29 protein-coding genes are annotated in these 24,677 nt (G+C 59.0%); 15 read left to right on the top strand and 14 right to left on the bottom strand.

The window, feature by feature from the left end; all coding sequences use genetic code 11:
- Positions 1-237 precede the first annotated feature (237 nt).
- On the top strand, positions 238-906 hold the full coding sequence (locus ACGVKB_RS01460) for a hypothetical protein (protein WP_392349488.1): 669 nt from the start codon (positions 238-240) through the stop codon (positions 904-906).
- 36 nt (positions 907-942) lie between these two features.
- Here the strand turns inward: ACGVKB_RS01460 and ACGVKB_RS01455 are convergent, their stop codons facing one another.
- Entirely contained in the window at positions 943-1,200 is a 258-nt protein-coding gene (locus ACGVKB_RS01455) for a hypothetical protein (protein WP_392349487.1), read from the bottom strand.
- Between the two features lie 35 nt (positions 1,201-1,235).
- Here ACGVKB_RS01455 and ACGVKB_RS01450 point away from each other — a divergent pair, with 35 nt between their 5' ends.
- Positions 1,236-1,631 carry a phosphoribosyltransferase gene (locus ACGVKB_RS01450; protein ID WP_392349486.1) on the top strand — a complete coding sequence of 132 codons (396 nt, stop codon included), beginning with the start codon at positions 1,236-1,238 and terminating at the stop codon, positions 1,629-1,631.
- Positions 1,631-2,104, top strand: coding sequence for a nucleoside 2-deoxyribosyltransferase (locus ACGVKB_RS01445; protein WP_392349485.1), 474 nt, complete (start codon positions 1,631-1,633; stop codon positions 2,102-2,104). The genes ACGVKB_RS01450 and ACGVKB_RS01445 overlap by 1 nt, the downstream gene beginning before the upstream one ends.
- Before the next feature lie 8 nt (positions 2,105-2,112).
- On the opposite strand, the gene ACGVKB_RS01440 is transcribed toward ACGVKB_RS01445, so the two are convergent.
- The 3 genes from ACGVKB_RS01440 to hemL all read right to left on the bottom strand — a co-directional run bounded on the left by ACGVKB_RS01440 (position 2,113) and on the right by hemL (position 6,243).
- Positions 2,113-4,290, bottom strand: a complete 2,178-nt coding sequence (locus ACGVKB_RS01440) for a mechanosensitive ion channel family protein (RefSeq protein WP_392349484.1) — start codon at positions 4,288-4,290, stop codon at positions 2,113-2,115.
- A gap of 95 nt (positions 4,291-4,385) precedes the next feature.
- A complete protein-coding gene (locus tag ACGVKB_RS01435; RefSeq protein WP_392349483.1) occupies positions 4,386-4,817 on the bottom strand; it encodes a cytidine deaminase in 432 nt (143 codons plus the stop codon).
- A 124-nt stretch (positions 4,818-4,941) separates the two neighbouring features.
- Entirely contained in the window at positions 4,942-6,243 is a 1,302-nt protein-coding gene (hemL, locus tag ACGVKB_RS01430) for a glutamate-1-semialdehyde 2,1-aminomutase (RefSeq protein ID WP_392349482.1), read from the bottom strand.
- Positions 6,244-6,380: 137 nt separating this feature from the next.
- Here hemL and ACGVKB_RS01425 point away from each other — a divergent pair, with 137 nt between their 5' ends.
- Positions 6,381-7,853, top strand: coding sequence for an FAD-linked oxidase C-terminal domain-containing protein (locus ACGVKB_RS01425; RefSeq protein WP_392349481.1), 1,473 nt, complete (start codon positions 6,381-6,383; stop codon positions 7,851-7,853).
- 22 nt (positions 7,854-7,875) lie between these two features.
- On the opposite strand, the gene xth is transcribed toward ACGVKB_RS01425, so the two are convergent.
- Positions 7,876-8,715, bottom strand: a complete 840-nt coding sequence (gene xth / locus ACGVKB_RS01420; protein WP_392349480.1) for an exodeoxyribonuclease III — start codon at positions 8,713-8,715, stop codon at positions 7,876-7,878.
- A 58-nt stretch (positions 8,716-8,773) separates the two neighbouring features.
- On the opposite strand from xth, the gene ACGVKB_RS01415 reads away from it, so the two are divergent.
- Positions 8,774-9,061, top strand: a complete 288-nt coding sequence (locus tag ACGVKB_RS01415; RefSeq protein WP_392349479.1) for a hypothetical protein — start codon at positions 8,774-8,776, stop codon at positions 9,059-9,061.
- Here the strand turns inward: ACGVKB_RS01415 and ACGVKB_RS01410 are convergent.
- Positions 9,024-9,809, bottom strand: a complete 786-nt coding sequence (locus ACGVKB_RS01410; RefSeq protein ID WP_392349477.1) for a tetratricopeptide repeat protein — start codon at positions 9,807-9,809, stop codon at positions 9,024-9,026. The two genes, ACGVKB_RS01415 and ACGVKB_RS01410, sit on opposite strands and share 38 nt — an antisense overlap.
- 91 nt (positions 9,810-9,900) lie before the next feature.
- On the opposite strand from ACGVKB_RS01410, the gene ACGVKB_RS01405 reads away from it, so the two are divergent.
- From ACGVKB_RS01405 to ACGVKB_RS01390, 4 genes are read left to right on the top strand one after another with little or no spacing between them, the layout of a single operon-like run.
- Positions 9,901-10,521 carry a hypothetical protein gene (locus tag ACGVKB_RS01405; RefSeq protein ID WP_392349476.1) on the top strand — a complete coding sequence of 207 codons (621 nt, stop codon included), beginning with the start codon at positions 9,901-9,903 and terminating at the stop codon, positions 10,519-10,521.
- Positions 10,521-11,168 (top strand): hypothetical protein, encoded by a 648-nt coding sequence (locus ACGVKB_RS01400; protein WP_392349475.1) that lies wholly within the window; start codon positions 10,521-10,523, stop codon positions 11,166-11,168. Before ACGVKB_RS01405 ends, ACGVKB_RS01400 begins: the two co-directional genes overlap by 1 nt.
- Entirely contained in the window at positions 11,165-12,385 is a 1,221-nt protein-coding gene (locus ACGVKB_RS01395) for a LarC family nickel insertion protein (protein WP_392349474.1), read from the top strand. Before ACGVKB_RS01400 ends, ACGVKB_RS01395 begins: the two co-directional genes overlap by 4 nt.
- Positions 12,379-13,302, top strand: coding sequence for a lysylphosphatidylglycerol synthase domain-containing protein (locus tag ACGVKB_RS01390; protein ID WP_392349585.1), 924 nt, complete (start codon positions 12,379-12,381; stop codon positions 13,300-13,302). The genes ACGVKB_RS01395 and ACGVKB_RS01390 overlap by 7 nt, the downstream gene beginning before the upstream one ends.
- 16 nt (positions 13,303-13,318) lie before the next feature.
- On the opposite strand, the gene ACGVKB_RS01385 is transcribed toward ACGVKB_RS01390, so the two are convergent.
- Entirely contained in the window at positions 13,319-14,827 is a 1,509-nt protein-coding gene (locus ACGVKB_RS01385) for an ABC transporter permease (protein WP_392349473.1), read from the bottom strand.
- A 99-nt stretch (positions 14,828-14,926) separates the two neighbouring features.
- Positions 14,927-15,775: an NAD-dependent epimerase/dehydratase family protein gene (locus tag ACGVKB_RS01380; RefSeq protein ID WP_392349472.1), complete on the bottom strand. Its 849-nt coding sequence runs from the start codon at positions 15,773-15,775 to the stop codon at positions 14,927-14,929.
- 327 nt (positions 15,776-16,102) lie between these two features.
- Between ACGVKB_RS01380 and ACGVKB_RS01375 the strand changes: the two genes are divergently transcribed.
- Entirely contained in the window at positions 16,103-16,504 is a 402-nt protein-coding gene (locus ACGVKB_RS01375) for a hypothetical protein (protein WP_392349471.1), read from the top strand.
- A 28-nt stretch (positions 16,505-16,532) separates the two neighbouring features.
- Here ACGVKB_RS01375 and ACGVKB_RS01370 read toward each other — a convergent pair whose 3' ends face one another.
- The 4 genes from ACGVKB_RS01370 to ACGVKB_RS01355 form a co-directional block, all read right to left on the bottom strand.
- Entirely contained in the window at positions 16,533-17,573 is a 1,041-nt protein-coding gene (locus tag ACGVKB_RS01370) for an extracellular solute-binding protein (RefSeq protein ID WP_392349584.1), read from the bottom strand.
- Between the two features lie 136 nt (positions 17,574-17,709).
- Positions 17,710-17,871, bottom strand: coding sequence for a hypothetical protein (locus ACGVKB_RS01365; RefSeq protein WP_392349470.1), 162 nt, complete (start codon positions 17,869-17,871; stop codon positions 17,710-17,712).
- 37 nt (positions 17,872-17,908) lie between these two features.
- A complete protein-coding gene (locus tag ACGVKB_RS01360) occupies positions 17,909-19,030 on the bottom strand; it encodes a CobW family GTP-binding protein (RefSeq protein ID WP_392349469.1) in 1,122 nt (373 codons plus the stop codon).
- Positions 19,031-19,050: 20 nt separating this feature from the next.
- Entirely contained in the window at positions 19,051-19,341 is a 291-nt protein-coding gene (locus tag ACGVKB_RS01355) for a 4a-hydroxytetrahydrobiopterin dehydratase (protein ID WP_392349468.1), read from the bottom strand.
- Positions 19,342-19,447: 106 nt separating this feature from the next.
- On the opposite strand from ACGVKB_RS01355, the gene ACGVKB_RS01350 reads away from it, so the two are divergent.
- Genes ACGVKB_RS01350 through ACGVKB_RS01340 form a run of 3 tightly spaced genes read left to right on the top strand, consistent with a single transcriptional unit; the run spans position 19,448 to position 20,923 of the window.
- Entirely contained in the window at positions 19,448-20,122 is a 675-nt protein-coding gene (locus ACGVKB_RS01350) for a secondary thiamine-phosphate synthase enzyme YjbQ (RefSeq protein WP_392349467.1), read from the top strand.
- Positions 20,123-20,125: 3 nt separating this feature from the next.
- A complete protein-coding gene (locus ACGVKB_RS01345; RefSeq protein WP_392349466.1) occupies positions 20,126-20,419 on the top strand; it encodes a hypothetical protein in 294 nt (97 codons plus the stop codon).
- Between the two features lie 33 nt (positions 20,420-20,452).
- The gene (locus ACGVKB_RS01340; protein WP_392349465.1) at positions 20,453-20,923 is read left to right on the top strand and encodes a thiol-disulfide oxidoreductase DCC family protein; all 471 of its coding nucleotides are present in this window, start codon (positions 20,453-20,455) and stop codon (positions 20,921-20,923) included.
- A gap of 152 nt (positions 20,924-21,075) precedes the next feature.
- On the opposite strand, the gene ACGVKB_RS01335 is transcribed toward ACGVKB_RS01340, so the two are convergent.
- Complete coding sequence (locus ACGVKB_RS01335; RefSeq protein ID WP_392349464.1) at positions 21,076-21,279, bottom strand: Nif11-like leader peptide family natural product precursor; 204 nt, start codon at positions 21,277-21,279, stop codon at positions 21,076-21,078.
- Positions 21,280-21,409: 130 nt separating this feature from the next.
- On the opposite strand from ACGVKB_RS01335, the gene ACGVKB_RS01330 reads away from it, so the two are divergent.
- Together ACGVKB_RS01330 and ACGVKB_RS01325 are read left to right on the top strand one after the other, a co-directional pair.
- On the top strand, positions 21,410-22,912 hold the full coding sequence (locus tag ACGVKB_RS01330) for a carboxypeptidase M32 (RefSeq protein ID WP_392349463.1): 1,503 nt from the start codon (positions 21,410-21,412) through the stop codon (positions 22,910-22,912).
- Between the two features lie 66 nt (positions 22,913-22,978).
- Positions 22,979-23,566 carry an inorganic diphosphatase gene (locus ACGVKB_RS01325; protein WP_392349462.1) on the top strand — a complete coding sequence of 196 codons (588 nt, stop codon included), beginning with the start codon at positions 22,979-22,981 and terminating at the stop codon, positions 23,564-23,566.
- Between the two features lie 59 nt (positions 23,567-23,625).
- Here the strand turns inward: ACGVKB_RS01325 and ACGVKB_RS01320 are convergent, their stop codons facing one another.
- On the bottom strand, positions 23,626-24,522 hold the full coding sequence (locus ACGVKB_RS01320) for a phytanoyl-CoA dioxygenase family protein (RefSeq protein WP_392349461.1): 897 nt from the start codon (positions 24,520-24,522) through the stop codon (positions 23,626-23,628).
- Between the last annotated feature and the right edge of the window lie 155 nt (positions 24,523-24,677).

Below are 24,677 nucleotides of genomic sequence, written 5' to 3'. Positions count from 1 at the left end.
ATAGGGATTGATCAATTTTATTTTGTGATCGCCCCTGGTTCCGCTCCGCTTTGTCGCGAGATTCTTGGTCGGAATGGGTTCGGATTTACCGAGGTGGAAGGGCAGAGAGTGGGGGCTGTGCGCGACTTGATTCGTGAAGATTATGTGGCGGTTATTGATGCTGATGAATATCTCCATCCTGACCTTATTCAGTTTATTCAACAGGAGGATTTTCAGACGTTATCGATGCCCTGGAAAATGACAGCAAGCTTGAGTGATCAGGGTTTTGAAGCTGCCCGCAAGCGTTTTTTTGTCTTTCCTCAGATCAAGTCCGTGATGCGTACCCGTTCGTTGACCGGTCTTGGCCTGCATCGATCCGGAACCCAGGGGGATGGGCGTCGTCTCGGCATCCGTGATGGGCTGTCCTTTCCTGTGCAGCACTATTACTTACGCGGTTTGGATGATCTGCTGCTCAAGGAAGGTGGCGTGGTTCAGCGAACTTTGGCTCGAAGTACCGGACGGAAAACGATTGCCCTATCGGGAGCCTCTGAGGAGTCGATGCTTTCCTCCTTTCCCAGTCGCCATGCCCGTGTCGCCTTTTTGCTCAATGTGCTGAAGCATCAACAGGAGCAGGACGACGATTACAGCGTGTCGATCGAGACCGCGATGCTCGACCGTTTGCGTCAAACGATGCCGGGGGATCCTGAGCAGGGGAAGGAGGCTTTGCGCCAGAGCGTCGCGGCGATTCAGGGGGTGTTTCGTGATCGCTCGATCCAGGCGCAGATTCGTGAGATCGAGGCGGTGATGGCCGGCTCCCCCGACAAGATCAGCTATCAGAAACGGGTCCTCAAGGTGCTGCGTCGGGATGCTGCTCGCCGATCGCAGCCGTCCTGGTGGTCTCGATTGATCCGCTCACTGGGCGGGTGATTGTCTGGAGCGATCGGTTCCGTCAGGGCACCGTGGTCAGTGGTGAACACTGTTGTCCGAGCGACGCCGATCAATGATTTTGGCGAGTTCAAGGACGTAGCCAGCGGTGCACCAGCGTCCATGGCTGCGGGAGCGATTTTCCGTGTCTGAGCGGATCTCAGCCGTTTCCGCCATCAGCAGATCCAGCTCTCCCTGGGGAAGCTCGTAGAGCTCCTGCAGTTCCACTTCCCTGTTGAGGAGATGGCTGCGGAACCATTTGCGCACCTGTTCCTGCGCGGGAATGTCTGGATGCATCGGCGTGGATCACCATCAGATGCCATTCTCCCGGCATGAAGCAACTTGACTGGCTCCAGTTCGATCGCTGTGTGGACCTGTTGGTCAAGCGATTCCGTGATCGGCCGTTCAGTGGCATTCATGGGGTGCCCCGTGGAGGGTTGTGCTTGGGGGTTGCCCTGAGCCATGCCCTGGAGCTGCCGCTTCAGCTGCAGCCAGATGACGCATCGCTCATCGTGGACGATGTGTATGAATCTGGACGCACCCTGCAGGCCTTGCGAAGCCGCTGGCCCCATGCGACCTATGCCGTCTGGATCAGCAAGGTGACTCCTGAATGGTGGTCTGCTGCCGAGGTCAACGTGACCTCCGAATGGCTGGTCTTCCCCTGGGAGAATGCCGCCCAGGCCATGGCCGATGAGCAGGCTTATCGCTCCTCCCGCAGTGTGTCTTGATGGATCGACCTCGCTTGTACCTCGCGTCTCCCTACGGCTTTTCATCGCAATGGCGGAGGTTGTTATTGCCGGAATTCATCCAGCAGCTGGATGCATTGGGTTTTGAGGTCTGGGAACCCTTCGAACGCAATGGTCAGGTTGATATGGCATCCCCTGGTTGGGCCTATGGGGTGGCACAACGGGATCTTCAGGATGTGCGTGATGCGGATGTGTTGTTTGCCATCGTGAATGGGACCCCACCTGATGAAGGTGTCATGGTGGAACTCGGTGCCGCCATTGCCTTGGGCAAGCCGACATTTTTATTCCGTGATGATTTTCGTCGTTGTACGGACTCGGAGGACTATCCCCTCAATTTGATGCTTTTCGCAGGTCTCCCGATGGAGGGATGGGGTGATTATCTGTACACCAGTATCGAGGAGATTTCTCATCCAGATAAGGCTTTGGCTCTCTGGAAGACGTCTTGGCAGGCCTAGTGATCTGATTATTCAATATCGTGAACCGTTGCCTCAAGCCTCTCGGTCGGGCTGTGGCGTTGTATTTCGATTGAAGTTGGAAAAGGAATATCGATGTCGTGATCTTCAAAGGCGAGAAGAATCCCTTCTTTCATTGCGGCGATGGAGTCAAAGAATTCCCCCGAATCCGTATGGCTTGAGTTGATTAAAAAGGTAAAATCTAGGCTGTATTCAGAGAGCGAAGATAGTCTGCAGCAGATCATCGAAAGGTCGGGATCTGCATTGACCACATTGCTCACGATGTCCGGAACTTGCTGGCGTTTTTCTCGAGGGGTTTGGTAGTCGATGCTAATCGAGTGCTTGAGGTTCTTGATGATTGTGATGATGGTTTTGGATTCTGCACTGAGCTCTTGTTTGGCATGCAAGATGTCCTCCCAGTTATCTGTTTCCGTCCTCGCTGTGATGATGATGGTTGAGTGTGTCGCATCCTCTTGGCTGAAATGGACGACGGGCGAGTTGAGGTTTGAATTCTGATCGATGAAAGCCTGGATGCGACGAACGGTTTCCTTCAGTTGTCCGGTGCTGAATTCCTCCGGCGCTTTGATTTCGATTTCGATGCCTTGGCTGATGCCTTGATTGTCAATGATGTTGGCCTTATTGCGCTCTGAATAATTGAAGACGGTCGCATCTTCGACTTTATTGTTTGGGATGGTGATGCGTCCAACAAGCGTCACTAGGTCGATTGAGCGTAAGCCAATTCTTGATACAAATCCTGTGTCTCCGCCGATCTTGCAGAATTCGCCAACGCGAATTGGTCTGTCTGATTGAATGGCAATCCCTGCAAAGAGGTTGCTTAGTAGGCGAGATCCTCCAAGGCCAATGGCCAGGCCAGGCACCGCTGAAAAGGCGATCACAGCGTTGGGGGGCATGCCAAGTCGTAAGAGCAATTGATACAGCAAAATGACGGCAAATATTGCTCCTAAGAATCGAGAAAATGGCATGATGAGGTTGCGCATTCTCCTTGACTCGAGCTCCGATGTGCGGCCTCGGAAGTGCATGATCCAGCTGGCCCCGGAATTGCTGATGGCTTCAAAAAAGAGAATAATTGTTATCCCTAGAAAGATGAATGTGGAGATATCGAAAAACCAGTTTGAGTTGACCAGGGCTTGCCCTGTGAAATTGATGCGATTGGCAATCAGTATTCTTGATATGGTTGAGAGTGGTGCCAGCGGAAGGATGAGGAGAAAGCGTTTCCAGCTGGGGGTGAGGATGTGGAATGCTCTGATCATATGTTTGCCTTTGTCAGCTTGATTTTTTGTCCGGTATGTATTCACCATCGCGTTGATGCTGAATACGGTGGTAGGAAGGTAGATGATGGCGACAATTGTTGCCATCATGTATTGAAGGATGCTTTGATCTCCGATGGGGTGCTGCAGCGCTTTTTTGAGACTTTTGGGTAATCGTTCGTACCATTTTGGGGGCACAAGGTAGCCCGGCGTATAGGTGAAGTGGTCGTAAAGGTTTGGTGATGCATATTGATTTGTTGATGTCAGCTCGTCGATGGGATCTGCGCCGAATGAACTGTCGATGAAGCGGTACATCCTGTCGATGTTTTCTAATGTTTCCTGGGAAAAGAAGTAGTCTTCGTTGTTTTTGTCGTCGGTCAGTCTGGTGAGCGTAATGGCTGTCCCTGGCATTGTCCATGAAGGGAATGACTTGTCTTTTGGTAGCGTGATTTCTTCTCTTGAATGGGTAAAGGCGTAATCAAGAATTTCTTTGAGCTTCAGTGCCGACTCTTCTTTGACGTCTCTTCGAATGCTTGTTGGGATGGCTGAATCGTCGATTGTTCGTGTGGCTGTTTGGAATAATATTTCGGCTTCTCGTATTTTTTCTAGGCTGCTTTTGCTCCAAAAAAGTCCAGGCTCGGTGTCGGCTTGATTGCTCACCTCTTCAATGATGTTGCCAACGCGTGCCATGGCTGCATAAAAGCGAAGGAGGGTTGCTTCTGGGGTGTATCCGGTGATCTTTCCGAGATAAGAGTCTTCCCAGCTATCTGAATAGGTTTCGATGTCTCGGAAGAATGGTTGTTCTTCGAGTTGGATAATCGGTTGTCGGATGAGTTCATCTCTCTGCTCGCTGATGTCTGCGCCTTTGGCATTGGCGGCCAACGATGATGCGAGGCCTCCTTCAAGGAGCGGCAAGCTCATGGCAATGAGAATGCCAAGTAGCCAGCACAGTGCTTGCCTTCGCATGCTCTTCTCTGATGCCATTACCGGCAAGTTAGAGACTTGGATTTTGCCTGTCAGATTTTTGCTCGATCGCTTTGATGTGCATCTGGCTTGAGCTGAAAGCTCTCCGGCAGTAGCTCTTCGATCGTTCGTGGACCGACGCCGTCAATGTGAATGGTTGCCTCAGGGGGCATCAGTTCCTGCATGACTTGACGACACGCACCACAGGGCATCTTTGAAGCTTGTGCTGCATCGTCCTGGGCATCGATGCAGCTCACGGCAAGACGGATGGGCCGTTTGCCTTGGCTGACAGCGGCAAAGAGTGCAACACGTTCGGCGCAAAGACTCAAGCCATAGCTGGCATTTTCAACATTGCACCCTGACACCACGCTTCCATCGGCGCAGGCCACTGCAGCACCGACATGAAAGTGGGAGTAAGGACAGTGCGCCTGTTGTGCCGCTTGCCGTGCTGCCGTCAGCAGTGATTCCGACTCATTTACAGCCATCCTTGATGGACGTCAGACATCAAACCATCAAAAAACAGCAGTCGACCGGTTGATCTGGCGATGGCCAGAGGACAACCGATCCACTGCTGTTGGGATGAACGACGATCTCAGAGGTTTGGCTGAATCAGGCCACTTCAGCAAAACTCTCGCGGAAGGCGTTGATTGTGGCCTCGATGTCCGCATCTGAGTGGGCCAGGGACGTGAAGCCGGCTTCAAATGCCGAGGGGGCCAAATACACACCGCGCTCGAGCATGGCCCGGTGCAGTCGTCCGAACCGTTCGGAATCGGTTGCTTTCGCTTCTTCGAAGTTCCGGACCGGTCCCTCGCAGAGGAAGAAGCCGAACATCGCACTCACGCTGGCGCAGGTGATCGGCAGTCCGGCTGCTTTTGCGGCTTCTTTGATTCCTGCGACGAGCTTGTTGGTGGTGGCCGTGAGTTTGTCGTAGCTCCCTGGCTGCTTCAGCAGTTCCAGGGTTTTGATGCCGGCCGTCATCGCCAAGGGATTGCCGCTCAAGGTTCCCGCTTGATACATCGGGCCAGCGGGGGCGACCATCTGCATGATGTCGGCACGGCCGCCGTAGGCACCAACCGGAAGCCCTCCACCGATGACTTTGCCCATCGTGGTCAGGTCGGGAGTGACGCCGAAATGGGCTTGGGCACCGCCGTAGCTGATGCGGAAGCCGGTCATCACTTCGTCGAAGACAAGCAGGGCACCGTTTTCCTTGGTGAGTTCACGCAGGCCTTCCAGGAACCCGGGTTCCGGTTGGATGAAGCCAGCATTACCAACGATTGGCTCGAGGATCACACCGGAAATGGCGTCCGGGTTCTCGGCAAACAAAGCTTTGACGGCTTCCAGGTCGTTGTAGGGCGCCGTCAGGGTATTGGCTGTGGTGCTCCGGGGAACGCCGGGGGAGTCCGGCAAGCCCAGCGTTGCCACTCCTGACCCGGCCTTGACCAGGAACATGTCGGCGTGGCCGTGATAGCAGCCTTCGAACTTGATCACCTTGTCGCGGCCGGTGAAGGCGCGGATCAAGCGCAGCACGGCCATGCAGGCTTCGGTGCCGCTGTTGACGAAGCGCACCATCTCGACACTGGGGACAGCATCGATGACCATCTCGGCCAGCGTGTTCTCAAGGGCGCAGGGCGCACCAAAGCTGGTGCCCTTTTCGATCGCTTCCTGCAGGGCGCTGATCACCTCGGGGTGGGCATGGCCACAGATGGCCGGTCCCCAGCTTCCGATGTAATCGATGTATTTGTTTCCGTCCACGTCCCAGGCGTAGGGACCCTTCACCCGGTCGAACACGATCGGCTGACCACCGACGGACTTAAACGCTCGGACTGGAGAGCTCACACCACCGGGCATCAGGCCCTGTGCTGCGCCGAAGATGGCCTGGGAACGGCTGGTGTTCAACGCAGGAGTTGTCACGGGAACCGACGCCAAGAGGCAAATGCAAACCGTGCAACATCCTGACCCAAGATCGACCGGTTCCGTTTGATCTGTGTCTCGATCGACTCAGTTGATCGGGTTTCTCTTCGTAGCCTGGCGGTAGTTGCACGATCGTTTTGACCCACGACTGGTCAGCGCTGGAAAGGGATCTCCGCCGTTTGCTTCCGTCGCGTGCCGTCGTTGCCCGTCGTCAAGAATTGCTGAGTTACGACTGTGACGGTCTGACACTTGAGCGTCACTGTCCACCGCTGGCCGTGCTCCCTGAGAGCACGGAGCACGTTGCTGCGGCGCTCCGTTGCTGCGCTGATCACCAGGTGCCCTTCGTCGCCCGCGGCAGTGGAACCGGACTCTCCGGCGGCGCATTAGTGGATCAGGAGGCGTTGCTCGTGGTCACGAGTCGCATGCGTCAGGTGCTTGATCTCGACCTTCCGAATCAGACCATCACCGTTCAGCCCGGGGTGATCAACAGCTGGGTCACGCGTGCGGTGGCCGGCGAGGGGTATTACTACGCGCCCGACCCTTCCAGCCAGGTCGTTTGCAGCATCGGCGGCAATGTGGCAGAAAATTCCGGTGGCGTTCACTGCCTGAAATACGGCGTGACCAGCAACCATGTGCTGCGCTTGGAAGTGGTTCTCCCGGACGGCACGGTCACTGAGCTGGGCAGTGGGGTGGCTGAAGCCCCTGAGCTCGACCTTCGCGGTGCCTTCATTGGCAGTGAAGGAACACTCGGCATCGCGACGGCCATCACCCTGCGATTGCTGCGGGCACCCGAATGCGTGAATGTCTTGCTCGCTGACTTTCAGACGATGGAAGCGGCCGGGGAGGCGGTGCGAGCTGTGACCGCAGCAGGCCTGTTACCGGCGGGGATGGAAATCATGGATCGCGTCACGATCAATGCTGTCGATGATTTCTTTGGATATGACGAGTACCCCCGAGATGCGGCTGCCGTCCTGTTGATTGAGCTGGACGGTCAGGCTTCGGAGGTGCAAGCCTCCGCCGAACGGGCGGAAGACCTTTGTCGGGCGGCCGGTGCCAGAGGACTGCGACGGGCCGTGGATCCCAAGGAGTGCGCTGTGCTCTGGAAGGGGCGCAAGTCGGCGTTTTCAGCCGTTGGCCAAATCACACCGACGTATTACGTCCAGGACGGTGTCGTCCCACGCAGCACCCTGCCCCGGGTTCTGGCCGCGATCGAGCGCCTGAGCCAGAAGCACGGTCTTCCCGTCGCCAATGTGTTTCACGCAGGAGATGGCAACCTCCATCCGTTGATCCTGTATCGCGCCAGTGAGCCCGATGCCGAGCAGCGTGTCAAAGCTCTCGGTGCCGACATCCTGCGGGAGTGCTTGGCGGCCGGGGGAAGCATCAGTGGTGAGCACGGCATCGGTGCCGATAAGCGCTGCTACCTCGATTGGATGTTTGACGAGAATGATCTCGAGACCATGGGCCTGCTGCGTCAGGCCTTCGATCCTGGTCAGCGCGCCAACCCCGGCAAGGTGTTGCCAACTCCGCGCACCTGTGGGGAGTCAGCCCGTCGGGTCGTAGCGCTCAAAGCCGGAGGGAAGGAGCAACCTGCAGGAATCGAACTGTTCTGATCGCTTTCGTTTGCGGGGCGACTCAGCGGAAGACGTCATCGTCCTCGTCGAGGTCGTCATCAGCGGGGGGCCAGTCCAGGTCCACGCTGACCGGGGCATGGTCACTCGGCTGAAGATTGCCGCGGACCGCCTTGTGAATCACACAGCTTTTGGCCAGACCCAGCAGGTCGTCGCACAGGTAGATGTGGTCGATTCTCCAGCCGCGATCCCGATCCCAGGCACCCGTTCGATAGTCCCACCAGCTCCAGTGTCCGGAATCCGGCTCGAAGACTCGAAAAACGTCTTGTAGCCGTTCTCCCAGGGCCTCCTGCAGCGCTGTCCGTTCGGCATCACTGGCCATGATCCCTCCGCTGAGACGGTCCGGATCATGGATATCCCGTGCCTCTGGAGCGATGTTGAAATCGCCAACCATGCAGAGCGGCTCCCCGCGTTCAGCGAGAGCATCGATGTAGCGCTTGAGGCAGGACAGCCAGCTGAGCTTGTAGGGATATTTGTCGGATTTCAGGCTTGAGCCGTTGGGGACATAGAGATTCAGCACGCGCACGCCGTCCAGCAACGCGCTGATCACGCGCTTCTGCTCACCCAACGGCTCCGCTTCAGGATCATCGGGCAGTTCAGCTGTGAAGCCACAGCGCACGTCCTCTAGGGGGGTGCGACTGACCAGGGCGACGCCGTTGTAAGCCTTCTGACCGTGAAAACTCACCTGCCAGCCGGCGGCTTCAAATGCCTTGACCGGAAACAGGGGGTCATCCACCTTGGTTTCCTGCAGGCACAGCAGGTCAGGTTGTTCTTGCTCGAGCCAGGCCAGCACTTGGTCGAGCCGTGTTCGCACCGAGTTCACGTTCCAGGTAGCGATCTGCACGGGAGAGGTTTCCTCAGCAAGTGACGCTTAGCATTCGGCCACTTCAAGCCTCATCACCATGCTCCGCCGATTCGCGGTCAGCTGCTTCGCCCTTGCCGGCGTTCTTGCCGTGGCTCCGGATCAGCAGGCCATGGCTCAGGTCGATGCTCCGTACCAGACGCGAGAGGAGCGCGAGATCTACAACTCCGGACCGACCGACGGTGGCTCCATCCTCGATGCGACCAATCCCTTGGATCTGATCAACCGGATTCGTCAGTCCGGTGCGATGAGTGACGCCACGCCGCCCGGCGATGCGATCGATGCAGCGCTCAAGGCGTATCAGCAGCAGCCGGCTGAATCGCCCTGACCCTGGCGGCATCGAGCCCCCATCGTCCGGCCAGTTGATCGATCAATGGATCCTGTTGGTTGTCCGAACGCCGTTGTCGCGCTTCCGCCAGAAGGGTTTGAACGCTGGCGGTGTTGCCGTCCTCTCGTTCCAGAAGCGCCAGGGCCAGGACAGGCCCTGCATCATTGGGGAAGCGTGTGGCCAGGTCCCGGTAAGTCGCGCGGGCGCGGGTGCGAGCTCCATTGAGCCGTTGCAGATCTGCCAGCAGCAACCCCAGCGTCGCTTGCTGACCGGCTTCGGCCTGTTTGAAGCGTTCCTCGATCTGTTGGATTGCGACCTGGCTGCGGCCCGACTCCTGCTGAGCCAACGCCCTGAGCCTCAAGGCATCGAGATGGTCGGGGTGCAGGCGTAGAACTTGATCAAGCTCCTGTTCTGCTCCGCTGTGATCCCCCGATCGCCGCCGCAGGTCGGCGATCAGCAGGCTGAGCTCGATGGTTGATGGGGCCTCCCCACGCCATGTGGCCAACAGCTCGAGGGCCTGATCAAAACGGCTGATGGCGATCAGTCGCTCCACCAGCTGCAACCGCCCCTCCGACGAGAGCGTCCCCTGTTGCTGGCGGGCCAGCAGGGTCTGAACGTCTCTGTTCACGACAGCCCGGCTGCCGAGTGCGGAGGTGCGCGGGGGGAAGAAAGCCGCCACCCCCCAACCGATCAAGCCTGCGGTGGTGAGGGCTATCCCGGAGAGCAGCAGCCGCCGGGGAGGTGCCATCCCATCTGTTCATCTTTGGCGCAGTCTGAGGAGACTGCATTGCTCTGGCTACAGTTCCATGCGGGTTTTGTAACCGCCCGACCCGATTGAGATGCGCGACCACCCGATTCCCCCGGTCACCGAACCGCTGCAGTACAGGGCCATCGGTGTTGTCCGTGGCGTCTACACCCCCCATGACGACGAGCAGCTCACCCGTGGCGTCCTGACGGACAGCGCGGGCAATGCCTTGGAGACGGTCGTGCTTGGCCGGGTCATGACCTTGATGCGTCGCCATCTGTCGATGGATCAGCCCCACCTCTGGGTTGTTTATCCCCGCTGCCGTGAAAGTGATCATCTGCATCTGCAGATCGCCGGGATCTGGGAGCCCAGCACACTGTCGCCGGACGCCGCTGATCTGACCGACAGCCTTCCCGAGGGCGATGACTACTTTTCAGTGCGCGGCGAGCTGATCTTCACCAAACCTGAGACGGGTGACCTGGTGATCAAGGTGCGGCAACAACCCCGAGCCGATGGCAGCCGCCCGCTGCCATTCAAGTTGCAGATCAAGGGCGAGCTTCCCCTGGAGCATCTGCGTCATTTCGTCAGCCTTGACCTGCGTCGTCAGGGACAGGAGCTCCATCTCGAGTCCCATGAGGTGATGGCACCGATGCCCACCCGTGGGGGCAAGTCCAAGAGTGGCCGAGGCCAGGCGTCCCGTCGGGCACGCAATTAATGGTGGAGGAGTCCCAGGGTTCAACGGCAACGTTGCGTGCCGGCCTCGTTGTTGTTGGCATCACCATCCTCGGAGCCTTCGGACCTGCCGTCGGCGTGTCACCCGCCTGGATCGTGGTTTTCGTTCTCGGGGGGTTGATCGCCCTGAGTGTCGATGCCGCTTCTTGGCAGGGTATGGGCGGCCATCTGTTGGCCGAAGCTCTGCCTGGAGGTCAGGCTCGCCTGCAACGGATCGCCATCCATGAGGCCGGTCATGTCCTGATCGCGGAGGCCGAGGATCTTCCGGTGCAGCGGGTTCTAGTCGGCACACTTGCATGTGTCAGCGCTGGTCTGCGGAGCAGCGGTGCCACGGAATTCCGCGTTCCTGACAGCGTGAAAATGTCGCTGGAGGATCTCCGCCGCTGGAGTCGTGTGCTGCAGGCGGGCATTGCAGCTGAAACGCTGGTTTATGGCAAGGCCCGCGGTGGTGCTGATGATCGGGCGTTGCTGGGACAGCTCTGGGGGCTTTCCGGCCACGATGTGGACACGGCCCAGCGCGAACAGCGGCGGGCACGCCGTGAAATTGAGCAGCAGCTCCGCCAGCAGCGTTCTCGCCTGGATGAGCGCGCGGGCGATCTGTTGTCTGCTGCGCCTCGCCTCGGGCGATGACAGCACTCCACATCGAATGCCCCACAGGGCTTGCTGGCGACATGTTGCTGGGAGCCCTACTGGATCTCGGTGTCCCAAGGTCTGTGGTGGATGCGCCTCTCGCGGCACTGGGTTGGTCGGACCGCTACGGGCTCCACGTGGAGGAGGCCCGGAGTGCGGGGCTGCGGGGGTTGCGTCTGACCGTGGAGGGTCTCGAGCAAGAACCACCCCATCGCCATTGGGCTGAGCTGCGTGGTCTGTTCGAGGCGGCCCCATGGCCGTCGGCCCTCAAGGCCAGCGTTCTTGCCGTGTTCAACCTCCTCGCGGACGCCGAGGCGACGGTGCATGGTTTGGATCCCGACCGGGTGCATTTCCATGAGGTCGGGGCGATTGATTCCGTGGTGGATGTGGTCGGCGTCTGTGCGGCTCTGCTGCACCTCGCGCCGGAGCGGATCAGTTGTGAGATCCCTCCCACTGGGCATGGATCTGTGCTGACGGCCCATGGCCGTCTTCCGGTGCCTGCACCTGCCGTGCTGGAGCTTGCCCGCTGTCGAACCCTGCCGTTGCGGCGCGGTCTTGACCTTCCTGCCGGCGAATGGACCACACCGACAGGTCTCGCCTTGGTTGCGGTGCATGTGGATCGTTTCGAGGCCCCTGATCAGGTCACACCGATGGCGATTGGCTGCGGTCTTGGCCATCGCGAGCTTGATCGCCCCAATCAGCTTCGGATCAGCCAGCTGGCGGTTGGATCGGGAGCGCTGTCTGAGCCTTTGCTGCCCCGTTGGCAACGTTTGTTGGTGCAGGAGGCTTGGATTGATGATGTCTCCCCGGAAGACATCGCTGTGCTGATCGAACGGTTGCGACAGGCCGGTGCCGTCGACGTGGCCTGTCATCCGATCCAGATGAAGAAAGGCCGTGTGGGTGTCACGGTCGTGGCCCTGGTGGCATCGGCCGAGGCGGAGGCTCTCCGGCAGTGCTGGTTCACAGTTGGGCCAACGATTGGTCTGCGGGAGCGGGAGCAGGGGCGCTGGCTGCTTCCCCGTCGATCCGGACATCTCCGGACAGCCTGGGGGGATCTGCCGGCCAAGCAGGTGCATCGCCCGGATGGTCGCGTGACCATCAAGCCTGAATCGGACGGGGTCCGCGCCCTCAGTGTCAGCAGCGGTCAGTCGGTGGCGGCGCTGCGCGAGGCCTGTGCCTCCGCGGCCTTTATTGCCGATGGGGAGTGGACCTGGTGATCCAGGTTCTGCGTCAACCCAAGCTCTGGGTCACCCTGGCCAGCGTGGCCTTCCTGGCTGTGGCGGTGTCGCAGCAGGGCGATCAGCTGCTGCAGCAGAACCTCGATGGTTCCGGTTGGCTGTGGCTTGTTCTCGGCTTTGGTTTCAGTTGGCTCAGCATCTTGATCAATGGGGCCGCCTGGCGGGTGCTGGTGGATTGGCTGGGCCATCGCCATGGGCAGCTCGAGCTGGTGCCTTTGTTTGTCCGCACCAATGTGCTCAAGTACCTCCCAGGTGGTATCTGGCATCTGGTTGAGCGGGTCCGGGTGCTGCGGAGCAGCGTGGGCGCCGCTCCGGCGCTGGCTGCCGTTTTGCTCGATCCGCTGTTGATTGTGGCGTCGGCCCTGCTGCTGTTGGTGGCGGGAGGCTGGCAAAACGGCTTGGTCTGTCTGGCGCCGTTGCCAGCGCTCATGCTGCTCCCGCGGTGGCGTGAGCCTCTGTTGCGCCGGCTTGAGCGCACCAAGGCATCCAGCCTCGAGCGCGCTGGGGCGGGTGTGCTGCCTGACGCTCCTCTGGGATCGGGGCGTGAGGGCTACCCCTGGACTCCGTTGGTGTGGGATCTGGGTTTTGTGCTGTGTCGGTTTGCTGGATTCTTCTGTTGTGTCCAGGCCTTCCGGGTGGAGGGTGCCCTGGTCGGCTCGTGGTTGGCGGCGTTCTCCCTGGCCTACGCCGTCGGTCTGGTGGTCCCGGGCGCTCCTGGGGGGCTCGGCGTTTTCGAAGCCACGCTGCTGATGCGATTTGGTTCCAGCGTTCCTGAGGCTGGATTGTTGGCCGTGGTGCTGAGTTACCGCTTGGTCTCAACCCTGGCCGATCTCCTTGCTGCAGGAGCCATGGAGATCGATCAGCTCGTTCAGACGCGTTTCAGGGCCCGATCTTGAAGGGTTGCGTCGGGCATCAGGATTGTTTGGAGGTCTGATCGAGGCTTGGGACCAAGGCCACGGCGGCGAGAAGACCGAGAATCAGGATCATCAGGGCCGGTAGGAGTGCTTCGGCCAGACGTTCGTCACTGGCGTATTGATAAACCCGCACCGAGAGGGTGTCGAAATCGAATGGGCGCAGGGCAAACGTGAGGGGAAGTTCCTTCACGGTGTCGACGAAGACCAGCAGCAAGCCCACGGTGATGGGGCCGCGAAGCAACGGCAGGTGCACACTGCGCAGCACCTGTTGCCAGTTGAACCCCAAGCCAGTGGCGGCTTCATCAAGGTTGGGGCTGATCCGTTCCAGGGCCGCATCCAATCCGCCTTTGGCGACCGCCAGGAAGCGATCGCTGTAGCCCCACAGCAGAAGCAGCAGGGGCGCCAGTTGCCACGGGGCTCCCGTGAGCAACAAGGCCAGGGCGAGCACGGTGCCGGGCACCGCGTAGCCGGTGCCGGCGAGGAAGGTCAGGCTTTGCAGCAGCTGGTTGTTGGTCCAGCGCTTGGCGATGGCTAACACCAAAGCGGCCATCACGGCGAGGCCTGCCGCAGTGATGGCCAGAAGGAAACTGCGCAGGCTCAGTCCCAGAAGATCGCTTTCAAGGTTGCTCTGGAGTTGATCGAGATTGCTGGCGGCCCAGATCAACGGAATGCCGAGGCTGATGACCGGGGGAAGGATGGCCAGCAGTTGGGCGCTCAGTGCCCGGGCTCCGTGGAGAGGCCATGCGGTGGCATCCCCCCCTGCAACGCCGTCACTCCAGCGTCGGCTCCGCCGGCGCAAACGTCGCTCGCAGATCACCAGTCCCAGCACGATGGCCAGCGTGATCAGTGCGAGACAGATGGCCCCGCTTGGGTTGCTGTCGGCTTGCCAGGCTTCGAGGATGCCGGCGGAGAGGCTCGGAATCCCGAGCAGCTGGACGGCTCCCAGTTCATTGACGACTTCCATTCCCATCAGGGCGACCCCGGCTCCGATGGCGGGTAGGGCGATCGGCAGAGCGACGCGCTGGAAGGCTGACCAGGGGCCAACACCAAGGCTTCGGCAGGCCTCCAGTTGTCGACGCCCACTCATCGCGAAGCTCTCCGTGCTCAGCAAGAAGACGTACGGATAAGTGCTCAGAGCCATCACGGCGATCCCCCAGGGCAGGCCATGGATCCGCCAGCCTTGGCGACTGCCCAGGTCGACGAGGGTGGCGGACAGGAGATAAGCAGGGGTCGCCAGAGGGATCAGTTGCGCGATGCGCAGCCAGCGGCGACCTGGAAAACGACAGTTGATCAGCAACCAGCCATTGGCGGTGCCGATGATGGTTCCGGCGATGGCACTGCCCAGCAACAGCGTCAGGGTGCCGAGGATCTGGCGGCCTCCATCGGGCCCCAGTGTGACCAGGCCTTCGCGAAAGCCTTGCAGGCCTTCACCCATCAATTGGATCAACGGCCAGATGGCCATCAATGCCAAAACCGTTGCAATCCCCCCCAGCAAGCGGCGGCTCATGGGCGCTTGCACACGCAATCAGTGTGTGAGCTGATCGATCTCAAGACTGATCGTGCGACATGGTGCACGCTACAGGTTCTTGAAATCTGTTCTCAATAGTCAGACACGGAGTGGATCGAGCATCGAGGGTGATTTCAATTGATACCCGGCTGATTTGATTTTGGTGTTGCTCACTCTGGAATTGCTGATGCGTTGTCCAGGCAGATCGTTGTTCATCCACAGAACAGGTGGTAATCCCTCGGTGTCGCAGAGCAGGTTGGAGAGCTCGCGGCGCGTGAGTTGCATGTCATCAACCAGATTGAAGATGCCTTCGAGTTGACGGGTGTAAGCGAATGAAATGCCTTCAGCAATATCAACAATGTTGGTCCAGGCGCAGACGTGATTGCCATTCTTTTTGACCTGTTCTCCGGCGGCGGCTTTGATTGCATTTGCCATGTCGCGGCCGGGTCCATAAATGCCCCCGATGCGCAGGATGCAGAGGGTGGTGTCAGCGCGATCGACCGTCTGCAGCATGTCCTCCGCAGAGGTGAGCAGGGCGTTTAGGGGATGCTCGCGGTCGAGCTTGGAGTCTTCGCAGACGGTGTTGCCCCCCTGATCTCCGTAGACACCGGCGGTGCTGATATAAGTCACGTGCAAAGGGTGAGACGACTGGCGTTGGTTCAGTGCAGTGGTCAGTCGTGTGATGCCCTTGGCAAAGACATCGTCGAAGGAGTCGCCCTCTCGGGACGGGGCAACTGAAATCAGAAGTCCGTCCTGATGCTCAAGGAAATCGAAGCAAGCATCTGGATCGGCAAGATCAAGAATCAGAGGTTCGGAAACGGTTTCGCTGAGTTGAAGCAATTTGGCACGAGATTTTGTTGTGCCGGTGATGTGATGCCCTTTGTATTTGAAATGGATGGCTGCTGTTGTGCCAACGTAGCCGCAGCCGATAATGCAGTACGACGCCATAAGAGCTCAGCAGGGTGTATTGAGTTTGTTTGATTTTTGGCTTGATGATGTCGCCGAAGCGACGGATTGTTCCTTCGGTGTTCAAAATCTGTCGCAACGATTTTGAAGCGACATAGGATCAAAAAAAGAGCAGGGTCTCACCCCTGCCCCGGTCGTCTTCTTGACGCATGTCCAAGCCGGGCCTGCGCTTTACAGATCTTAACCTGATTTCGGCTCGCCGGAGGGCGTTTCGGTTTGTAGGGGCATTGCGCAGACTTCCCTTGGTTCACGTCGGATCTGAACGGGATGTCCATGCACCGCTCTGGTCCGTCGTCAGGTTGTTCGGAGTTGGCTTCCGTCTATGCGCCGCCCGGCTGGATGGAGATGTCGGCTGCGCAGTACCGGCGAATTCTGAATCGCGAGGCGGTCTCGATCACCAAGCGCGATCGAAAGCGGGGCGGCGTTTATCGGGTGAAGGAGGCGCTGGATGCCCTCCATTGCGCCTTTCATCGGAGCGATGGGACGGATCCTTATGACGGCATGGCCATGGATGCCAACGGTTTGGTCCAGTCATCGCCAGCCAACCAGGCGCGTTGTCCAGCGGTGGCCCATCGCGGGGAAGAACCGATTGCCGATTTTGAGATTCTGAGCCGGCAAACACGACAGGCCAAGGGATCGATGACGGGCGAGGACTACCTCGCCCATTGCAGGGCCGTGGTGGTCCAAGCCCAGCGATTGGGTCACCTCTGACCGGAGCTGGAGTGAACGCTCCCTGTGATTATTGCCAGCCGTTTGCGGCCATCAGCTCCGCTGCATCGGCGTTGCGGGCACCGAGACGTTCCGCTGAGACCTCTGCCTGTTGGAAGGATCCCCAGGCTGTGAGGATCGGATCCTCGCCAAGCCCTTTGAGTGGATATTCATGGTTAGCGGCGGCGTAACCGCCTTGGGCTTCTTTCGAGCTGAGGAATTCCAGGAAGGTTTGGGCGGCCTCGGGGTTACGGCTGGCACGGGTCACGCCACCCCCTGTGATGTTGACGTGGACAGGATTCGGCCACTGCACGGTGACGGCGCTTGAAAGCTCTTGATCCGCGGCCCCTTTGTCACCGGCCTGGAGTCGGCCCAGGTAATAGGTGTTGGCTAGCGCAACCCCGCAACTTCCCTGGGCCACGGCCCTGATCATCGGTGTGTCGCTGTTGAACACCGGTTGCGCCAGGTTGGCCACCATGCCCCGGATCCACGCAGCGGTGGCCTCCGGCCCCTCGAGATCAAGCATGAAGGCCACCAAGGACTGGTTGTAAACGCTGCGGCGGTTGCGAAGGCAGACCTGGCCTTTCAGCTTCGGCTCAGCCAGAGATTGGTAACCGGTGACCTCGTTGGGCTCCACCCGGTCGGTGTTGAGCATTGGTACGCGAAGACGCCGGGTCAAGCCGAACCAGCGGTTCTCGCTGTCACGTAGGTCTGTCGGGACAGCCTGCTCAAGGATTTTGGAGTCAATGGCCTGGAACAATCCCTGCTGGCTGGCGCGTTCGAGCCGTGCTGCATCGGCAAGGATCAGGACATCGGCGGGCGAGTCCTGGCCTTCTTGCTTGAGACGCTCGATTAACGCGTCGTCTTTCGCCTCGAGCAATTTCACCTTGATGCCCGTTTGGGCGGTGAATTCCTGGTAAAGGGCTTGATCGCTGTTGTAGTGCCGGCCGGAGTACACCCCAATGGACTGATTCGTTGCCTGCTTGGCGCAGCCAGCGATGAGCCCTGTGCCGCCGAGCAACAGAGCCAGGCCAGCTCTCAATGCGGAACACTTATTGAGAATGACACCCATTTGCATCGAGTTGGCTTTGCAAACGATACTCAATAGCGATATTGGTCTCCGTGATGGTTCCTGTGCTGAAGGGCGGCAAAAAAAATCCCCCGCTGTCGGCGGAGGAGTGAAGGGGTTGGTGGATTGACGGCCTCGCTCAGCGTTGCCGGTGCCGCACAGGAATGGGGATCAGGACCGGCTCATGCAATCCGCCGCCGCTGTTGTCGTCATCGGAGTCTGCAAGCAGCCAGATCAAAAGGCTTGAAACAAGCAGTACAGCGATCAGAGCGATGGGCTCAGGCATCAATGACTCATGCATGACGGCACCCTAGTCCGGTTGTCGAGCTTGTGAACGTTCAGAGAAACCCTTTGCCAGCATCCTTGGCGACACAGGCCTGAAGTTGACGCCGCAGGGTGTCGTGGTTGATCTCCTTACCAATGAGAACGATCTGGTTTTTACGCTCACCGACCCAATCACTGTCGTCAATGGAGAAGCGTTTCCCGGCGAGGTGAAAGACGTGGCGTCGTTCACTTTCGTTGAACCACAGGATTCCCTTGGCCCGGAAGACCTCAGCCGGCATCTGGTTGTCTAGAAAATTCTGGAATTTGCGCAATGCAAACGGTCCATCACTTTGGAACGACAACGATGTGAACCCTTCGATCGCTAATTGATCGGGATGGGCCCCATGGTCATGGCTGTGACTGTGGTGGCTGTGGTCATGGTCATGGCTGTGCCCGTGATGCTCATGTCCGTGATGCTCATGCCCGTGATCGTGCTCGTCATGGCTGCAGTGGCCATGGTCGTGGTCGCAATCACTGTGATCGAGGCTGGGGTCGTCAGCACTGTTGGTGACTTTGTCGGATTCAAAAAGGCCAACGCTCAACAGCAGGGCCAAGGGGACATCGCCTTTGACCGATCGCAGGATCCTGGCGTCATTTTTGATCGCCTTCAGCCGCGATTCAATGGCCTGAAGTCGTGCCTCGTCGACCAGGTCACATTTGTTCAGCAGAAGGATGTCGCCGTAGATCACCTGGGCTCTGCCGATTTCGGATTCCAGCAGGCTCTCCTCGAAGTTTTCGGCATCGATCAAGGTGATGATCGAATCCAGGCGTGTCTGATCCCTCAGCTCGCTTCCTAAAAAGGTCATGGCGACCGGGAGTGGATCCGCCAGACCAGTCGTTTCCACCACGATGTAATCCAGTGGATCAGGGCGCTCCAGGATCCGTTCAATCGCCTCCATCAACTCACCATTGATGGAGCAGCAGATGCAACCGTTGCTGAGCTCGACCATGTCTTCACCTGTGGTCACCACAAGGTCGTTATCGATTCCGATCTCTCCGAATTCATTGACGAGAACGGCGGTCTTGACCCCGTGTTGGTTGCTCAGAATGTGGTTGAGAAGAGTGGTTTTCCCAGCGCCGAGAAAGCCGCTGAGAATGGTGACGGGAACCCCGGTAGGGACTGGGGCGGTGGTCATGGCGGCAACGTCGTTTGAACTCATGCTGGCAGGAGGGAATCGATGGCTTGAGCGAGGTCAACATCCAGACTGCTCAGTCCGTTGAGGTCATGGGTGGTCAGGGTGATCGAGACGCGGTTGTAGACGTTGCTCCATTCCGGATGGTGATTGCGTTGTTCGGCCAGCAGGGCCACGCGGCTCATGAAGCCAAAGGCCTCGACGAAGTCGCGGAAGACAAAACTGCGCTGCAAGGTGTTGCCCTGTCGTTTCCATGTCGGCAGGGCAACGTGCAGAGCGTCCTGTTCTGCGTCGTTGAGGCGCTGGGCCGTCATGGCAGGTCCTGAAATGAAGGGGATCGAAGCATCATTTTCCCATTGCTGATTGGGCGTTGGCGTGAACGCAGGCTTGCTAAGGATGGTGGAAAAGTCGTTCTCAGCCATGGATTTGGTGCAGCGTCTGCATGTCTTGGAGTTGAGAACGGCGGCTCCTGGTTTCACCCGATTGAATGAGCAGCTCAATGCCTGGATTGCTGGCACCGGTCTCGATCAAGGTGTGCTGCACCTCACCTGTCTGCACACCAGCGCGAGCCTGACCATCAATGAAAACGCTGACCCCAGGGTGCTTCAGGACCTGACGGCCTGGATGGAAGCGGTTGTTCCTCAGGATGGTCGGGGTCCGGCAGATGGGGACGGTCGGCGTCACCGCTATCGGCACGATGACGAGGGTCCCGATGACATGCCGGCTCACATCCGCACTGCGCTGACGGCGCAGACGATGACCCTGAGTGTGGATCAGGGACGACTCTTGCTGGGCATGTGGCAGGCGGTGTACCTCTGGGAACATCGATCACAGGGCAGTCAGAGACGAATTGCCTGTCATCTGATTGGTGAAGCGATACAGGCGGTGTCCCCCCACCAGACCTCGCTGCAGCAGAGCTCCTTGACACCAACGGCGACACCTCAAACCTTGCTGAATCTCCGTAACTCTGAGCGGATCAATCAGGCGATCCAGGACCGATTTGATCCGCAAGCTTGGGAGTCGAGCGACGGTTTGGATACGGAGGTCGATCTGTTGATCGATCGTTTGCATCAGATCAGTGATGAACAACGCTGAGGGTTGAACGCAGTTGCCCGTCGCGTCTACGCTGAAAACCTCGACGAGCACGTGGGGCATCGGCCTTCAGACATGTCCGGATTGCTCGGAGCCTTCTGTGTGTATTGGTTGCACTGTTGGTGGTGTTGCCGAACCACGAATTCCCCTGCCTTGAAGCGCAGTTGGCCCTACCCACGTGCGTGGAAGAACAACGCTGATCTCTATCGCCGCCCCTGCCGAGGCCGCCGGCATTTGAAAACGCGTTCCCGTGTTTTGCGTTATCGCTCCAGGCGTTCGTCGTTGATCTCCCTGCGCTGATCCTCTCCATCGCCTCATGGTTTCGCCAAGCTGTTGCAGTTTTCCCCTGGCGCCGTGAACCAGCAGCCCAGCTCTGTTCTCACTCTTCTGTTTGACGGTGGGTGCCCCTTGTGCGTGCGCGAAGTCAACTTTCTCCGTCGCCGTGACCGGAACCAGCGTCTGAGGTTTGTCGATATCAATGCCGCTGATTACAACCCCGCTGAGCACGCGGACATCAGTTACCGCCAAGCCATGGGACGTATTCACGCGATCCGTGGAACCGGCGAAATTTTGAGAGATGTGGCTGTGTTCCGTGAGGCCTACCGCTTGATTGGCTTGGGCTGGGTGTACGCACCCACGGCGTGGCCGATGGTCGCACCCTTCACGAATGGGCTCTACAGAGTTTGGGCGGACTGGCGGCTCAGGCTGACCGGTCGTCCAGCCTTGGAGGTGCTGTGTCAGGACCGTTGTGCTGTTCCCCAGTCCGTCATGCCAGCGATGGCGGACGTCGATACATCAGTTTGATGGGCCAAAGCGCCAGAGGAAGCGCGATCGCCAGGGCTGACCTCAGCAGCAACTTGCGCATCATTTTTGGACCTGCTTGGTTCAGCATGGCTCGATTGCAGGCTGTGATGCCACCGCTGCAACGGTTGTTTGGCAAGACCTGCTGTCAGCCTTTAGTAGAGATATTTGTATCCACCGGCCTGCCACAACGCATTCTCGTTGACTTCCCCAACGCTGAGTTGATGACCGTAATCAGCGGCGATCGCAACCAGGCGTTCCGTTGAGATCTCCTCTTGCATCTTGGCCTGAAGCTCAGGGGTGTCCAGAACCGCTTTGAGGAAGGCTTTCAGCTGCGGACTAGAACCTGGGGCTGACATGGCCGGGAGTCGTCTATGGATTCTTTAGCTACGGATTGGCGTGGCTCCAAGGGAGCTCTGGCTCACGTGATTCCTCCACTCGGCTCGCCATGATGTTCGGATCCAACGACCAAGCGGCTTGAAGCATCCGTTGACAGCCTGGGACGCGCTCGGCGGCTACCTTCGCGAAACACAGATCGTCGGCTCCATTCAGAGCACCCTCTACTGGGATCAGAACACCTGCATGCCACGGGCAGGGGCCGCTTGGCGCGGTGAACAGCTCACCCTTCTGGCTCGACAGCTGCATTCCCGTCAAAGTGCCAACGAGTACGCCGACTTGATTGCGGCGGCACGCCAGGAATGGTCGGAGCATGCCTCGGCCCCGGACCATGCTGAACGCGGTCGCAACCTGGATCTTTTGGAACAGGATCTCGGGCGCCAGCAGGCTCTGGATCCAGCCTTGGTTGCTGCGTTAGCCACCGCCAAATCGGAGGGATACAACCGCTGGCAGCAAGCGCGTCAGGCCTCTGACTTCCAGTTGTTTGCACCCGCCTTGCAAACCATGGTTGATCTCCGGAAGGAGCAAGCTCGCCAGTTCAATGAGCCACGGTCCTGCTGGGAAACCCTGGCGCAGCCCTTTGAACCGGATCTGTCCCTTGCGCGACTCAATGAGGTGTTTGCACCACTCAGACAGCAGCTGCCTGAGCTGGTCGCCCGATCCACCACAGCCCCTCGTCCTCGAATGGCGAACTGGGATCTGCCCGATTCTGAGCAGAAGCTGCTCTGTCATGAACTTCTGAGCAGCTGGGGTCGCTCCGACACGATCTCGGCCGTGGCCCGTTCTCCGCATCCCTTCTCCATCACCCTTGGCCCCAGCGATTACCGGATCACAACCCGGGTGGTCTCGGGTCAGCCGCTTTCATGCTTCCTGGCCACGGCCCACGAATGGGGGCATTCGCTCTATGAGCAAGGTCTGCCTGACCAGAGTCATCAATGGTTTGCCTGGCCGCTCGGACAGGCCACATCGATGGCGGTTCATGAAAGTCAGTCGCTGTTCTGGGAAAACCGAGTGGCGCGCAGTCGCGCTTTCTCGCAGGCCTGGTGGTCCCGCTTCCGTGAGGTCGGGGCTCCGTTGGGATGTGCTGAGGATCTTTGGACCGCGATGAACCCTCTGGCTCCTGGTCTCAATCGAGTCGAGGCGGATGAACTCAGCTACGGCTTGCACATTCTGATCCGAACCGATCTTGAAATCGCTTTGCTCGAGCAAGGGCTCGCCGTGGAGGATCTGCCGTCGGAGTGGAACCGTCGCTATCGCGAGTCACTCGGGGTGACCCCAGACAACGATGCAGAAGGTTGCTTGCAGGATGTGCACTGGTCGGAAGGTCTGTTTGGTTACTTCCCGTCGTACCTGTTGGGCCATCTCATCAGTGCCCAATTGAGTGAAGCGATGACCGCGGAGATCGGTTCGCCCGAGGAGCATGTTGCGGCGGGTGATGTCACGCCTCTGCTGGCTTGGCTGCGAGAGCACGTGCATCCCCTGGGGCGAGCGATGAATGCCGAGCAGTTGGTCCAACGCATCAGTGGCCGCCCGTTGGACAGTGCTCCGTTCCTGACTTACCTCGAGGGAAAGCTGGCGGCTCTATCGGCCCTCTGAGCATGGCCAAGCAGACCTTGGCTCGCGTCTCTCCCCGTAGGATCCCGGCGCTGTCCCCCGCCGTTTATGGCCAACCTCGATCAGGCTCCAAGCCGCAGCATGCCCAACCTGTTGCATGTGCTGCCGGCTTTCGCGGATGAAGCTGAGCTTCGCCTCAACACGATCGTTGAGCTCAACTCCAACACGATCAACAAGTACGAGCTGATCACCGAAACCGGTCACCTCAAGCTCGATCGGGTGGGTTACTCCTCTCTGGCTTATCCCTTTGCCTACGGCTGCATTCCCCGCACCTGGGATGAAGATGGCGATCCTCTCGACATTGAAATCGTCAATGTCACCGAGCCGCTGGTCCCCGGATCCATCGTTGAGGCCCGCATCATTGGCATCATGACCTTCGATGACGGTGGTGAAGTCGATGACAAGGTCATCGCGGTCCTCGCGGACGACAAGCGCATGGATCACATCAAGAGCTTTGAGGATCTTGGCGATCACTGGAAGAAGGAAACCACCTACTACTGGGAGCACTACAAGGATCTGAAAAAGCCTGGCACCTGCACCGTGAATGGCTTCTTCGGCACCGAAAAGGCTGTGGAGATCATCAAGAGTTGCGAGGCCCGCTACATGGCCGAGATCGACCCCAAGTTGGTGGATTGATCGCGTTCGATCCCCTGGGATTCAATGCTGGCGGGGTCGTCCCCGCCTTTTTTATGGCATCAACGCTGATACATGTTCACCAAGGCGGCGCGTTGGGCCGTGGCCGCTTGTGGATGACCGCAATGGGCTCCACGTTGACAGGAGATCACCATGTCACCGGCATTGGCGAATAGCGGGAGGGCTTGTTCGTCAGCCAACTGGCTGAATTCGAAGGGTCCGAGATTGTTGTGCTTGTTGTAGCGGGCGCTGCGCCACCACAGCCGTCGTCGTCGCTGCGAGCCTGGGACAAAGCAATAGGGGCCGTCATCCAGATGGCGCACGTCCGTGAGATAGACAAACGATTTGAATTTCAGAGAACGGCCGTCGCAGTGGTAGCTGCGTGTGTCCTTGACGCCGTAGTTCAGATAGAGGTTGCGGCATTTCACCACCATGTGGTTCAGGCTGCTGATCCATAACAGCCGACGGATGAGATCTTCCTGAAGGCATGCCGTGATCCCGCTTCGCAGGGAATCCGATAAGCGTTCCGGATGGAAGATATCGATCATGCCGGCATCACTGCCACTGCGTCCATCGGGTCGGGCGACGCGGTAGTTGATCACGGGTCTGTCCGCATCCCGGAAGTGGTTGTAGCCCTTCAGAACGCGCTGTTCTGGAAGGTTCAGATAAGCGAGCGTCTCAAGACGCCCATGGTCGCCGCTTTGGATCTCGCTCAGCAGGCCGTTGATCTCCGTTTGAATCGCATCAACGGTGTCCTGGGAGGCCGCAGCGCGAAGGCAAATGACTCCGTGGCGTCGCAGCGCCCACGCGGCTCGAATCAGGCTCCGTCGCCTCTTCTGCACATCGGCGAATTGAAAGTCAATGGCCTGCAGCATCGTCAGGCGTGCGTCTCCGGACAGGAGAGCGGGCTTGGCGGTCAGCGTTGTCGGCTGCTGGGCAGGGGCGGTGACGGCGGGCATGGTGCTGAACGGTGAGCCTGGCGCCTTGGTTAGGCAGGGTACTGCGAATGCAGAGCCCGCCAGCGGGGAGACCACGACCACCGGCCTCACGGGGAGAGACTCTTAAGACAGGCGGAAATTCCAGCCCTCACGCGGCTTTTTCGGAGAGCTGTGAA

Origin of the sequence: Parasynechococcus sp. (genome assembly GCF_042954325.1) — a bacterium.
Taxonomy (GTDB): Bacteria; Cyanobacteriota; Cyanobacteriia; order PCC-6307; family Cyanobiaceae; genus Parasynechococcus.
The sequence above is the reverse complement of the archived record's forward strand: the minus strand, read 5'-3'. Positions and strand labels throughout refer to the sequence as shown.